Origin of the sequence: Luteolibacter sp. LG18, assembly GCF_036322585.1 — a bacterium.
Classification (GTDB): domain Bacteria; phylum Verrucomicrobiota; class Verrucomicrobiia; order Verrucomicrobiales; family Akkermansiaceae; genus Luteolibacter.
Genome location: NZ_AP024600.1, coordinates 5,518,088 through 5,531,821, shown reverse-complemented (window position 1 = coordinate 5,531,821; position 13,734 = coordinate 5,518,088). Strand labels below are relative to the sequence as shown.

Here is a 13,734-nt window from a genome sequence, read left to right as displayed (position 1 = left end):
GCCCCCCCGAGCCGATTACCTGCCAGGAAGATCGTGCCTCATCAGGAGCCGCTGACGGCGACCCTGAGGCGGGCGAAGAGTTTGGGCGATCCGGCGGTGGGGATCGTGACGACCACGGTGTCCGGTGAAGCGCCGTTTTCCGTCACCACCACGCCGGAGGTGGAGTGGGCGGTGGTGTCGCCGATCTGGAACACCTGGGTCCAGGTCTGGAGATTGTTACCGGCTTCCACGGTCAGGGTGATGTCGGAGGTTTCCGAGGCATCGGTGCGGTTGAAGGTGACGACCAGGTTGTTCCCGGATTTCTGGATCTGGATGCCGGAACCTCCGGTGTTCGCCACCTTCGGATCGGTGCCCAGTACGTACTCGGCGGCATCGGAGATACCGTCGTGATCGTAGTCCGCGTTCGGGTTGCCGCTCAGGCCGAGACCGGAGGCCCAGCTCGCGAAGTTGGCACCACCGGTCACGGTGATCTGGCCGGTGCCGCTGATCGATCCCGGGTGGGTGGTGCTGTTGTAGGTGCCGGCGGGAAGGGCGCTGCCGTTGATGGAGAGGGCGGCGACGGTGTCGGTGCCGGCGAAGTTCAGGGTCAGCGTGGCCCCGGTGGCGATGGTCACGGAGGACGCGTCATCGAGGTTCGCGGCGGCGAGCGAGAGCGTGCCGCCGGTGACGGTGGTGTTGCCGGTGTAGGTGTTGGCCACGGCGGTGGTCAGGGTTCCCGCACCCGCCTTGGTGAGACCGCCGGTGCCGGTGATCGCCAGGTTCAGCGTGGTGTTGAAACCGTTGGTGTCGACGATGCCGCCGCCGGTGCCGACCTGGACATTGAAGGGCGTCGTCGTGCCGCTGTTGGAGGCCAAGTCCGGCACATTGGCGGTCAGCTTCAGCGTGCCGCCAGCGGAGATCTGCAGGTTCGCCGAGCCATTGGTGCCGCCGCTGTTCACGAAGCCCATCCCGGTCTCGAAGCTGCCGCCGGCGATGGACAGCGTGGAGCTGCCGCCGTTGCTCCCCGCCGAGGCGGAAAGACCGAACGCGGTGGAAATGTTGGTGTATTTGAAAATGGCACCCGTGTTCACCGTCAGGACGTTGCTCGTGAAGGTGGTGTTCGGCTTGATGTTCACCGTCCCCGACTGCGTCCAGCCCGCCCCCGAATTGAGGGTGAAGACGGCGCCGCCGTTGAGGCCCAAGGATCCGGCATTCACCACCGTCCCGGCCACATTCAGGTTCCGCAGATTGTTGTTGGTGCCGCCGCCGGTGTTGATGCTTTTGCCGCTGGCCACGTTGATGGTGGTCCCGCTCTGGAAGTTCACCGTGCCGTTTTGGATGTCCCAGCCGCCGTTGGCCGCGGACGGATCGCCGCTGACCGTCAGCGTGCCGCCGCTGGTGCCGCCGTCCCGGCCAACCTTGGTCACGCCGGTGTAGGTGTTGGTCTTGTCCAGAACCAGTGTGCCGGTGCCCAGTTTGGTGAGCCCGATCGCTCCGCCACTAGTCCCGGTCGAGTTCGCAATGAGGTTGCCTTGGGTGAACGTGGCACCCGTGGCGTTGGTGGTGTCGAAGGCGAGGATCGCGCCGGATTGCAAGCCCGCGTTGGCGTTGCCTGCCACCGAGATGTTGGTCAGCAGGGTGTCCACATCGCCGGAGGCGAATTCATTCGTGCCGCCGACATTGAGGGCCAGCGTTGCCGCGCTCTTCACGTTGACGTTGGTGGCGGTCCAGCTTGCCGTGGTGCCGTTGTAAAGGGAGGCCTTCTTGGCGAACTGAAGCGTGCCGGCGCTGACGGTGGTCACGCCGGTATAAGTGTTCGTCTGGACCAGAGTGAGGGTGTTGTTACCCAGCTTGATCAGGCCGAGGGTCGAACTGAGGTTGGTGTTGGTGAAGGCCGCCCATTGGGTGACGTTGCCGTTGGTGGTATCGAGGCCAAGCGTGCCACGGGTCTTGGTGGCATTCGCCAGCAGGGTATCCACCTGGGCGGTGGTCCAACCGGCTCCACCGACCTGCAGGTCCAGCGTGCCGCCGAGGAAGACGACCTTGCCCGCCGCGTCATATCCGGGCAGGGCCGCCGCGGTGGTGGGCAACAGCGTTCCCGCCGTGACGATGGTGTTTCCGGTGTAGGTGTTCGCCTGGTTCAGCGTGAGTGTGTTGCTGCCGAGCTTGTTCAGGCCGAGGGGGCCCAGGTTGCTGGTGGTGAAGGCCGTCCACTGGGTGAGGTTGGCGTTGTTGGTGTCGATGCCCAGCGCGCCACTGGTCTTGGTGGCATTCGTCAGCAGGGTATCCACCTGGGCGGTCGTCCAACCGGCACCGCCGATCTGCGCGCCAACCGTGCCGCCGAGGAAGACGACCTTGCCCGCCGCGTCATATCCGGGCAGTGCCGCCGACTTGCTGGCGATCAAGGCTCCCGCCAAAGCGGTGGCCGTGCCAGTGTAGCCGTTGGTGCCGCTGAGTGTCGTTTGTCCGGGGCCGTTCTGAACGATGCCACCCGTCCCGGTGATGGCAGCGCTGAGGGTCAGCGCTTCGCTGGTTTCGGCACCGGCAGGGGTGAGTGGATTGCACGTGAGCGTATTGGCACCGAGGGAGATGGCCCCTGCAATGCCGTTGCCGTTGCCCTGTGAATTGGCCGTGCCGATGGTGGCATTGGAGCCGAGGGTGAGGTTGGTGACGGTGATGCTGGAAAATGACGAACTTCCGCCCAGGAGCAGAGCCCCGGAAAGTCCGGAGGCTCCAGCGCCATTGAGGGTGATGGCTGAATAAGTCCCGCGGGACGAGTTGAGGTTGAGCGTGGCTCCGTCACTTACCGTGACCGTCGCTGTGCCCAATTGGTTGGTGGTAACGGAACCCGCTGCGGCGGACAAGACGCCGGCGCTGACCGTGATGAGACCGCTTAAAGTGCCGTTATTGCTGCCGTTGTTGATCGACAGCGTGCCGACGCCGATCTTCTGGAAGCCTTGCGTGCCGACGACCTGGGCACTGATGGTCGCTGTTTGATTGACCACTTCGATGGTCGGTGTGCCGCTGGTGGTGGAAAGGGTCAGCTTGCTGGTGCTGGGGGTGCCGGCACTCACGATCCAATTGTTCGAGGCGGTGGTGGCATCGCCGAACTTGAGCGCACCGGCGATGCGGTCGGCATCGAGCGTGGCCGTCCTGTCGGCGGTAATGTTGAGCGTGGAGAAATCGAGGACGTCGTCGGCGGCGAAGGTCGGCGCGCTGCTCCAGTTGGCGGCGGTGGCCCAGGAGCCTCCGGCGGTGTTCGTCCACGTGAAGGTGGTGGCGGTGGCCGGTCCGGCGGCCAAGGCGAGGAGAATGGCGATGAGGGGTTTCGGGTACATTACGCCGTAAACCATGCGCCTGGCCCGGTTTTCGCGTAATTGGCATTTCTGCCCATGGGGAGGGCGGCGGGAAAGATGGGCTCCCCCCGGCGTGCGGATGGGTAGTTTACCCGACTGTATGGGGGGCCTGCCCGGGAGCATGATTCAGGCCTCATGCCACACCGTATTCTATGGGTCTTGTTGTGGGCCGCCCTTCCCGTCGCCGCTGTCGAACTACCGTTGATACCGGCTCCGGTCGAAGTTGCCGAGCATGAAGGAGAGCTGTTGCTGGCTCCGGACGCCCCGATCTCGATGGAAGGCCTGCCCGATGGCAGCCGGTTGGTGAAGTGGATGGCCGAGGCACTGGGGGAGCGCGGAAAGGGTGCCCGCCATGATGGCGCTCCGGGTGTGAAGTTCGTTCGTGAGAACGCCGCTCCGGGCTCGCCGACGGAAGCCTACACACTGGCGATCACCCGTGGGGGAATCCGTATCTCCGGTGATGCCGCTGGTTTGTTCTATGGGACGATGAGCCTCACGCAGTTGATCGCGGCCTCCCCGCGGGAGGATGGCCGGGTTCGCCTGAAATGCCTGACCATCTCCGATGCTCCCCGGTTCGCTTGGCGGGGATTCATGCTCGATGAGAGCCGCTATTTCGCTGGGGAGACCGAAGTGAAACGGCTGCTGGATGCAATGGCCCGCTACAAGCTGAACCGCTTCCATTGGCATCTGACCGATTCCCCCGGATGGCGCCTGGCGATCGACGCCTATCCGAAGCTGACCGAGGTGGGTGGTCGCGGCAACGAGGGCGATCCCGAGGGGAAGGGCGGCGCGCGTTTCTACACCAAGGAGCAGATCCGTGGGATCGTGAAATACGCCGCGGAACGCCAGATCAAGGTCATCCCGGAGATCGACCTGCCGGGGCACGCGGATGCCGCGGTGCGGGCCTATCCGGAATTGGACGGAGGCGGCTATCAAAAGCCGGCTTCCCCGGGAAAATGGCCGAGATTCACCTACAATCCGGGTTCACCGGCCGTGTGGGAGTTCCGCGACAAGGTCTTCCGGGAGGTCGCGGAGTTGTTCCCAGACGCGGGCATGATCCACTTCGGTGGCGATGAGGTGCATTTCGGCTGGGGTGCCTGGCAGACCTTTCCCGAGGTGCGGCAACTGATGACCCGTGAGAGTCTGGCGGACAATGCCGCGGTCGAGCGCTGGTTCGCACGTGAAACGGCTGCCTCCCTGTACAAGCTGGGGGTTCACGCCGCGTGCTGGGATGAAATCACGGGCTACGGGCTGCCAGCGGATCGCACGACGGTTTTCTGGTGGCGGCACGACAAGCCGGAAGTGTTGAAGGACGCCTTGGCCGCGGGATATCCGGTGGTACTTTGCCCACGGCGGCCCTTGTATTTCGACTTCATCCAGAACGCCGCGCACAAGTCCGGACGGACCTGGAATGGATTCAATCCGATTGAGGACGTGTATGCCTTCCCGGATACGCTGGGACTTTCACCGGAACAGGAGCGGCAGGTGGTTGGCATGCAGGCCTGCCTCTGGACGGAGAATGCCGCGAGCCGTGAACGCCGCGAGTTTCTGGTCTGGCCACGGTTGATCGCCATGGCTGAATCCGCCTGGACGCCGAAAACGGGCAAGAGCTTCGCGGGGTTCCAGCGGCGCTTGCACGCGGAACTGCCTGTGTTGAGGGGGAGGGGCATCGTGCCCTACGATCCCTTTCTCGATTCGCCCGAGATTGCGGGTGACCAGGCCAAGCCGGTGCACCTCGACCGCCCTCAAGTGGGCGGTCCGTGAGGTGACCAGACTGCGAGCAGACCCACCGGCGGGCAAACAAGGAAGGGGATCGCATCGGACAACGCTCCGCCCAGCGGATGTCAGGGCGCTTCGGTGGTTTGAATCAATTCGGTTCGGACAAACTCCCGTTCTTCCCCTGGCGGCAGGCTCTGCATCCATCGGTACGCGGCTTCGTGGTCCTGAGGGCCCCAGATCCGGGCGATGGCCTCGAGCGCGGGCTTTCTGGTTTCCGGCGTCATCACCTGGCGAGCGAGGTTTTCAGCAGCGGCCTCCGGAGAGAGATTGGCCTCGCCGATGACCACCGCGGCCAGAAGGACCTCGCGCCGCTTGGCATCCGGTTCACGGGCGGCTTGCGAGGCCGCGGCGGAGGGATCGATGGTGGCCCACGAGGTGAACGTCCATTCCTGAAGTTGGGCGCGGTGCGGATCGCGGGTGTCCACGCGGTCCAGGAGATCGAGCGTGGCCTGGGAATCCCGGGACACCAGCGCGTCCTCGCTGGCTGTTAGAGCGAGGTGCGATTTCCAATCGCCGCTGGGCAAGGCATCAAGGTGGGCCTTGAGGGAGCAGGGGGCTTCGGCGAACCAGCCGCGGGCCAGGGCGGAGGTCGCGGTGGGGGTGGTTCCCGGATGAACGGCCATCCAACCGGCGGCTTCAAGCCGATCGGCGGTGGCCCATTTCGCGAGCGCGAGGGTGCCGAAGCGGGTGTCGACGAATCCGGCGGGCATCTTGCGGACGAGGATGGCGGCCGAGCGCGGATCGAGGTGTTGGGTGAATTCGTTCTCGATCTCGGCGGCCTTCCGGAACAGGTCGATGTCGTCGGGGTGGGCGTGGAAACGCTCGAATGCGGTGGCCAGGGCGCGGGTCTTCGCCAGCAGGTTGAGGTCGGCATCATGGTCGCCGGAGGGCTCCGGCTGCCGATGGGCGGAGGCGGAGCGGGAGGCGGCGTCCCGGAAGGAGGGTCCGCGGAAGGAGGGTCCGCGGAAGGAGGGTCCGCGGAAGGAGGGTCCGCGGAAGGAGGGTCCGTGGAAGTGGCGTGCGGCCAGCGAGGCCAGCAGCAGGAGGGTACAGCCGCTGGCGGCGGCGAGGGTGCGGCGGGTGTTCATCAGGGTGGCATGGAAAGACGCTCCACCCGCGCGGGGCGGGTGGAGCGTGTGGTGCACGGAGGCGGGCGATGGCTTAGAAGCCGCGCTTCGTGCCGTAGACGTTGCCGCTGATGGTGGTGGCCGTGCAGTTGTTCAGCCAGATGTCGTAGGACACGTCCGCCTGGTCGGGGTTGCCGGTGGCGTGGTTGTCCGTGAGCGTGACATTGCCGCAGCGGATCATGTTGATGCCGCTCTGGGTGTTGTTGTCGCAGGTGTTGTTTTTGAAGACGATCGGGGAGATGTCGTAGATGGCCGTGCCGCGGCCGCCCTGGTTGTTGCTGAAGTTGCAGTGGTCCACGATCTGGCTGGTCTCGGTGCGGTCACCGTAGAAGTCGGTGATCTTGAATCCCATGCCGGTGCGGCAGTAGGTGGAGGTGCAGTAGCTGGCGCGGAAGGGATCGGTGTTGCTGATGTAGACGTTGTGCATGCCCGGGGTGGTGGTGCCGGTGCAGCCGCAGTTGGTGATGTTCACGCCCTGCATCAGTCCGTCGGTGACGTAGCCCATCACCACGCCGGCGGTGCAGTTCGTCATGTTGCAGTTGTAGATGTAGCCCGCGGTGCCGTTGTTGCCGCCGCCGAACTGGATGCCCACCGCGCCCCAGTAGGTGCCGGCGTCCATTTGGGCATTGGTCAGGCCGCCGTTGAGCGAGAGGTAATCGCAGGTCACGGCGGTGAAGGGCACGGTCTTCGGCAGGATCACCGGCTTGTCGGCGTTCGCGGCCATGGTGATGACCGGGCGGGTGGTCACGCCCTTGAGCCGGGTGTTGTTCGGGACCTTCAGCGAGGCGGTGATGTCGTAGTTGCCGGGCTGGACATAGACGGTGCCGCCACCGGCATTGCCGACGGCATCGAGCGCGGCCTGGATGCTCTGGCCGGGGTTCACGGTGGCGGTGGCGGCGGACAAGGCGGCCGGACAGAGGGAGGCGAGGCACAGCGTGGCGCGCAGGGTGCGATGGATGGTCATGGGTTTTCGGATGTTCGGGTTTTGGGTTGTGGATGAATCCCGCCACCGTCCGCCCGGACATGGGTGTGGGGCGGATGAGAGGACGGGATTTCACCTTGCACGCTGGCACGGTCGCGTGGTCGATCGGCAACGGGTTGGTGAGGTTTCCGTGTTGTGCATGACTCGCGTCGGTCGGGGCGGGGTGGAGATGAACAGGGTAACCGTGGCGGCGTTTGTGGGGGAATGGTGGCGACCTCTAGGCTGCTTCGCTTTACATCCGCCTCTCCTTCTCCAAGGCCCTCATGCGCGCCGTCCCCAGCCAATGATGATGATCCCGTGGTGGTGACCGCTTGTCGGGTTGAGGTCCCCGCAAGCCGACCTTCGAGGTGAAAAATCATCCCCCTTTTCAAAAGCCATGAAGTTCCAATGTCCCCATTGCTCCCAGAAGCTTTCAGTCGAGGATCCGCGTCCCGGTGAAGCGTTCGATTGCCCGAATTGCCAGCGCTCGTTCCAGCTCGGAGGGGCCGAGCCACCGGTGCGGAAAGTGCAGGCGCGGTCGGCCGCCGGGAGCCTCCGCGCGCGGTCGGGAGGCACTGCGGCGAGGATCGCCACCGGTCTCGTCTGCCTCTGTGCGAGTGGGGCGGGCGTCTATTATGGATTGAAGTATTTCAGCATGCCGGTGGTGGTCCGCTGCCCATCCGCCACGCCCGGGCTGGCGCCGGAAACGGGAGCGACCGCGGGGGTGGCGGTGCCGCAGGAATCATCGCCATCGCCGCAGGAGACGATCCTCCCGCGTGCGGAGTGGAAGCCGGAGGCGAAACAGGAAACGTCTTCCCCGCTGGCGGCGCTGCCCGCGTTCTGCCTGGATCAAGTGGTGTTCGCGGATGCGGCGTCGGAGCGGGCCCACGCGTTCAAGGAAACCCGGAGCGAGGTGGTCACCGGCGGGCTGGAGCAGCGCGCGCGGCGGTTGGTCGCGGGCGGGCCGAACTCGTGGGAGGGTGGCGCGGTGGAGTGGACGATGAAGGTCGATCCCGGGCAGCAGAATTACGTCACCGTGAAACTGTGGGGCTCGGACAAGGGCCTTCAGACCGGGCGGCTGATCCTCTTCGCCAACGGCCTGCAGGTGGGCTACCGGCATGAGAGCGACCACGATCTCCTCAACCAGTGCGACGCCGATCCGCTGGCCGCCGGGCGTTTCGTGTACGTCACGGTGCCGCTGCCGCCGATGCTCACCAAGGGCCTGACCAGCCTCGACCTGAAGATCGTGTCGACCGGGCCGATCTGGTTCTATGGGAGCAATTTCCCGCAGTATCAGAAGGGTTTCACCGGGCCCTCGCGCGGCATCTACCGGGCCTACACCCATACGGTGAACCGCTTCGTGCCGTCGGACACGGAAACTCAAGGGCGGATGCCGGAGGCGGTGGTCCGCTCGACGGCTGGACCGGAGGTGATCGACCAGACGAAGAAGACGGTGATCGAGCGGATCTCGAAATTGCTCGCGAGCCAGGACGTGCCAGCCACCCACAAGGGGCGCGCCGAGGAATTGATGCTGCTCTCCGAGGCCTACCAGACGCCGTGGACTCCGGCCTACCGGAACCGGCTGGCGGTCGAAAGGATTCTCCGCCTTGGTGATGCGATGGCGCAGGACTTCGCGAAGGATCGCAAGTTCATCGATGACGATTGGGGGGGCACCGGCGCGCTCGGCCAGGCGGTGATGCACGCGTGGGACGGCCTGCGTCCGGTGCTGAACGGCAGCTTGATGTTGAATGGGGCGAAGGTTTCGCGGAAGGACGCGTGGGTGGCGATGCTGAAGTACAGCGTGGACTATTGGCGCACCCACCGCCGTTCCTACACGAACCAGTCGATGATCGTGGACGCGGGCATCTACTCCGCGAACGAGGCGGTGGCGCTGCTCGATCCGAAGAGCGCGCTGCCGCGGTCCCGCACGTTGGAGTTCCTTTATCAATCGGTGGGGATCGAACCGTGGGTCGGCAGCGACCTCGTTTCCGGCGGCAGCGAAATGCCATTCGGCAAGGATTACCGGCTCATCACGCGGAAGGGGTTGTCCCGCGAGCTCGGCTACGTGGCGTCGTATGGCGAAACGATTCTGCCCTTCGCGCGCGACATGGCGATGCTGACGGGCGACCGCAAGCTGCGCGAGCAGGCACGCCGGATGCAGTTGGCGCGGCTGGCCTTCCGCTATCCCTCGACCGATGGCGACGGCTACCGCTGCATGAAGCTCGCCAGCGAGATCGACAATCGCGTCGCCCACTATCCCTACGAGGGCAGCGCCTACAATTCCCCCGATGTACGGGAAGCGTGGTGGATGGAAACCGCGGCGCTGTTGCCGGACGATCCCTATGTGGTGGGTGCGGCGCAGCAATCGGTGGAGGACGGCCAGTACTTCGACCACATCGCGGGGCGCCTGAAGGATCGCGACACGGTGGGGATGATGCGGAACGTCACCAACTGGGAGAAGGTGTCCGCCCTGCCGAAGAGCCCGAAGCGGCTGCCGATGACCCCGGGCCAGCCCGACTTCGTGTTCGCCGATGAGGAGAACGCCGTGCTCGCGCTCAAGCATGGCGACACGCGGCTCTTCGTGAACCTCTACTATCGTGCCGAGCGTGGCGTGAACCGCGTGGCCCGCGTGTTCGAACTCACGCCGGACATCACCCGCATCGCGACGGTCCGCAGCGAGGTGGAAATCATCGGCAGCGGGGAAACCTACACCCGTCCGGACTGGATCGACCGCATCCGCAGCCGCGGCGTGGTGCCACCCGGCCAGGATCTCCACCAGGCCTGGGCCGGTGAGGTGCTGCCCATTTCGAAGCGGCCCGATGACGCGAAATCCCCGGCCTATGGCGAGTGGGGGCCGTTCGTCGGCAAGGCGGCCTTTTACACGCTGCCGTATGGCGACTACCTCATCGGCCTGAATACGACCGAGGATCGGAACTACACGCTGCATGTTCCAGAGGATTACAAGGACGCGGTCGACCTCGTGAGCGGAAAGAAAGTGGAAGCCGGGGATCTCCGGGTGGGACCGCTTTCCACGGTGGTGTTATTCGCGGGGAAGCGGTGAGGCGGTCCGCGGAGGTAGGGTCGCACCGCCGGGGCGACCGGGGGGAAGAGGCCGCGTCCGCTGCCAACGGCGCGTCCCATCCCTTCGTCTGATGGGGCGGCGTGTTTCCCGCGGACGACGTCCACCGCCCGGTCATCTCGGCGAGATGACCCTACCTCCAGAGGCGGGCCGTAAAGGTAGGGTCGCACCGCCGGGGCGACCGGGTCTAATTGGCCGCGTCCGCTGCCAACGGCGCGTCCCATCCTTTCGTCTGATGGGGCGGCGTGTTTGCCGCGGACGACGTCCACCGCCCGGTCATCTCGGCGAGATGACCCTACCTTCGCAGCGATCCGCGGAGGTAGGGTCGCACCGCCGGGGCGACCGGGTCTAACGGCCGGGTCCGCTGCCAGCGGCGCGTCCCATCCCGTCGTCTGATGGGGCGGCGTGTTTGCCGCGGACGACGTCCACCGCCCGGTCATCTCGGCGAGATGACCCTACCTCAGTTCGGCGTCACCTTGAGGCGGACGAACAGTTTGCCCGCGCCGGTGGGCAGGGTGTATTGCACGGAGCCCGCGGCGTTGCTGAGGTTCGAGTCGTTGGCGAGGATGTCAGTCCAGGTCGTGAGATCCGGGGAGGTTTGGACCACGAAGGCCGTGCCGTAGCTGCCGCTGGGGATGTTGCCGCCGTTGGTCCAGGTGACCTTGCCGGACACCACGCCGGGATTAGCGGTGACACCGGCCGCGGCGTTCAGGAAGTACTCCACGCCGTTCGTCACCCCATCGTTGTCATAGTCGAGGTTCGCGGCTTGGCCTCCCGCATTGGCGGTGGACCAGGCGCTGTAACCCGCGCCGACCTGGAGCTTGCCGGTGCCGGTGATTTGGGCGACCTCGTGGGCGGCTCCGGAACCGATCGCGCCATAGACGCCGTTGCCCTGGGTCACGCCGTTGATCACCAGGGTGGCCACGGTATCGGTGGACGCGTGGGTGAGGTTCAAGGTCGCGCCGCTGGCGATGTTCACCGTGGAGGCGTCGTTGAGGTAGGGCTGGGTGAGGGTGAGGGTGCCCGCGCTGACGGTGGTGGTGCCGGTGTAGGTGTTGTTTCCGGAAACGACCAGCGTGCCGGTGCCGAGCTTGACCAGGCTGCCGGCCGCCGCGCCCGCGGCCCAACTGTCCGCGATCACGCCGCTGAGCGTGGTGGTGCCAGCGGTGCCCGCGACGTTCACGTTGAGGAGGCGTCCGGTGGTGTCGTTGGAGAGGTAGGTGGGGCCGGAGAGGGTGGTGGCGGCGGTGTTGTTCACTAGGATGGTACCGTTGCCGCCGGCGTTGTAGACGTTGCCGGTGAATTGGAGGTTGTTGGACCCGGAGAGCGTGAGGACCTTGGCGCTTTGCACCAGCAGGGCCTTGTCGACCGCGTTGGCTCCGGACAGGTCGGTGTTCGAGCGGATGGTCAGTTCCGATGCCACCTGGACGCCGGATTGCAGTCCGCCGAGGGAGCTGTTCGGCGCGCCGAGCGCGTTCTTGTTGCCCAGCTCGACGATCGTGGCGGGAAAGGTGTTGGAGGCGTAGAGCACGGAGCGGAACTCGGTGATGCCCCAGGAATTGAAGGTCACGCCGCCGCCGGTGCTCGCGCCGTTCAGGACGATGGTGCCGGAGTTGGTGGTTTCCAGGTAGAGGCGTGCACCGCTGAGCGCGAGGCTGCCATTGAAGGTCAACGCGCCCGCACCCGTGGCGAGCGTGATGCGGTTGTCGCCACCGGCGAGCGTGAGGTTGTTGCCGATCGTCTGTGGGTTCGCGCTCTGGTTGTCGGCGATGTAGTTGCTGGTGATGGCGAGGTCCCCGCCGGCGAGCGTGAAGGAACCGGCGCCGGAGTTGAAGGTGATGGCGTGTTTGGTGGCGCTGCCGCCGAGGCTGGTGATGTAGTCGTTGTTGGTGGCCAGGTTGGTGGTGCCCGCGAAGGAGAGCGTGTCCCCGGTGGTGGCGGGGGCGACGTCGCCGTTCCAGTTCGCTGCCGTGCTCCAGTTGCCATTCGCGCCGCCGCCGTCCCAGGTCGGGTTCGCCACCTCGATCCGGCCGGTGCCGGTGATGAAGGCGGTTTCAAACTGCGCTCCGGAACCGATGGCCCCGTAGATGCCGATGGCCTGCTTGACGCCACCGAGGAAGAGGGTGGTGACGCGGTCCGTGGCGGAGTGGGTGAGATTGAGCGTGGCTCCGGTGGCCACCGTCAGCGTGGAGGTGTCCGCGATGTAGGGGGTGGAGAGGCTCAGGGTGCCCGCGCTGACGGTGGTGGCGCCGGTGTAGGTGTTCGCGCCGGTGAGGGTGAGCGTGCCCGTGCCGGTCTTGGTCAGGCCGCCCGCCGCGCCGGTGGACGGGTTCACGTAGTTGACGATCGCGCCGCTGATGGTGGTGGCCCCGGCGGTGGAGGCCACATCCACGGTGAGCGTGCGGCCGGTGCCGACGGCGTCGGAGAGCGAGACCTTTCCGGAAACGGTGGTGGTGCCGGTGTTGGTGACGGCCAGCGTGCGGTTCGCTCCCGCGTTGATCAAGGCGCCGCCGGAGGTCGAGGCCGGGCTGGTCAGCGTGGTGGAGCTGCCGCTGAGTTCGAGGTTGCTGGTGCCGCCGATGGTGAGGATGGCGGCGGCTCCGATCATGAAGGTGTTGCCCACGGCATTGGCTCCGGTCAGGGCGGTGTTCGATTGGAGCGTGGAGTTCGCGTTGACCTGGATGTAGCCGGTGCCGAGGGCGGCCGCGTTGCCGAGCTCGATGATGCTGCCCGCGATGTTGACGCGCATCGTGGACGGGCCGGTGATGGCGAAGGCCGTGACGCTCGCCCCGCCGTTGGTGCCCGCGGCGTTGAAGACCAGGGTGTGCGCGGTGGTGGTCGGGAAAAGGCGGCCGGTGCCGTAGTTGATCGCGCCGTTGAAGATGGTCTTCGCGCCCGCGGAGCCGACGATGTTGTTGGAGGCTCCCTGCAGGTTGATGGGCGTGCCGATCGTCTGGGTGGTGCCGCTGCTGTTGGTGACCGCGCCGAAGAGATCGAACTGGTTGCCATCCAGGGTGAACGAGGACGCTCCCGCGGCGAAGGTGATGTTCCGGAAGTCCGCGCCGGTGGCGTAGTCGTTGCTGGCGGAAGTCTGCAACGATCCGGCGAACTGGAGGTCGGTGGTGGTGGAGGCCGTGGGGGCCACGTCGGTGCTCCAGTTCTGGGGCGTCTGCCATTTGTTGTCGGCACCGCCGCCATCCCAGACGCTCTGAGCGAAGGCGGTGGGGACGAGGAGGGCGCTGCTGGTCAGTCCGAGCAGGGCGAGTACGGCGCGGGTGGGTTTCATGGGAGAGATGGGGTGGGGGTCGCGGATGGATGGATTGGTGGACGGGAGCGTTTCACGACGGGGTGAGCCGCTCATGGAAACGCATAGGGGAACGGGAACGATCCGCGCGAGGGGGGCGGAGATTTCCAAGTTGCTCAGCGGGAGGATCCGCCCGGCTACCGGAGCGG

General features: G+C 65.9%; 6 protein-coding genes. 2 read left to right on the top strand and 4 right to left on the bottom strand.

All coding sequences use genetic code 11. The annotated features are described in order from the left end of the window. Positions 1 to 41: 41 nt before the first annotated feature. Positions 42 to 3,317: an autotransporter-associated beta strand repeat-containing protein gene (locus tag llg_RS22115; RefSeq protein ID WP_338287249.1), complete on the bottom strand. Its 3,276-nt coding sequence runs from the start codon at positions 3,315 to 3,317 to the stop codon at positions 42 to 44. 153 nt (positions 3,318 to 3,470) lie between these two features. Between llg_RS22115 and llg_RS22110 the strand changes: the two genes are divergently transcribed. Then, entirely contained in the window at positions 3,471 to 5,099 is a 1,629-nt protein-coding gene (locus llg_RS22110; protein WP_338287248.1) for a beta-N-acetylhexosaminidase, read from the top strand. Positions 5,100 to 5,179: 80 nt separating this feature from the next. Here llg_RS22110 and llg_RS22105 read toward each other — a convergent pair whose 3' ends face one another. Further along, positions 5,180 to 6,202, bottom strand: a complete 1,023-nt coding sequence (locus tag llg_RS22105) for a hypothetical protein (protein WP_338287247.1) — start codon at positions 6,200 to 6,202, stop codon at positions 5,180 to 5,182. 73 nt (positions 6,203 to 6,275) lie between these two features. Beyond that, positions 6,276 to 7,205, bottom strand: coding sequence for a right-handed parallel beta-helix repeat-containing protein (locus llg_RS22100; protein ID WP_338287246.1), 930 nt, complete (start codon positions 7,203 to 7,205; stop codon positions 6,276 to 6,278). Positions 7,206 to 7,599: 394 nt separating this feature from the next. Here llg_RS22100 and llg_RS22095 point away from each other — a divergent pair, with 394 nt between their 5' ends. Beyond that, positions 7,600 to 10,263 (top strand): hypothetical protein, encoded by a 2,664-nt coding sequence (locus tag llg_RS22095; RefSeq protein ID WP_338287244.1) that lies wholly within the window; start codon positions 7,600 to 7,602, stop codon positions 10,261 to 10,263. 478 nt (positions 10,264 to 10,741) lie between these two features. Here the strand turns inward: llg_RS22095 and llg_RS22090 are convergent, their stop codons facing one another. Next, positions 10,742 to 13,567, bottom strand: coding sequence for an autotransporter-associated beta strand repeat-containing protein (locus tag llg_RS22090; RefSeq protein WP_338287243.1), 2,826 nt, complete (start codon positions 13,565 to 13,567; stop codon positions 10,742 to 10,744). Between the last annotated feature and the right edge of the window lie 167 nt (positions 13,568 to 13,734).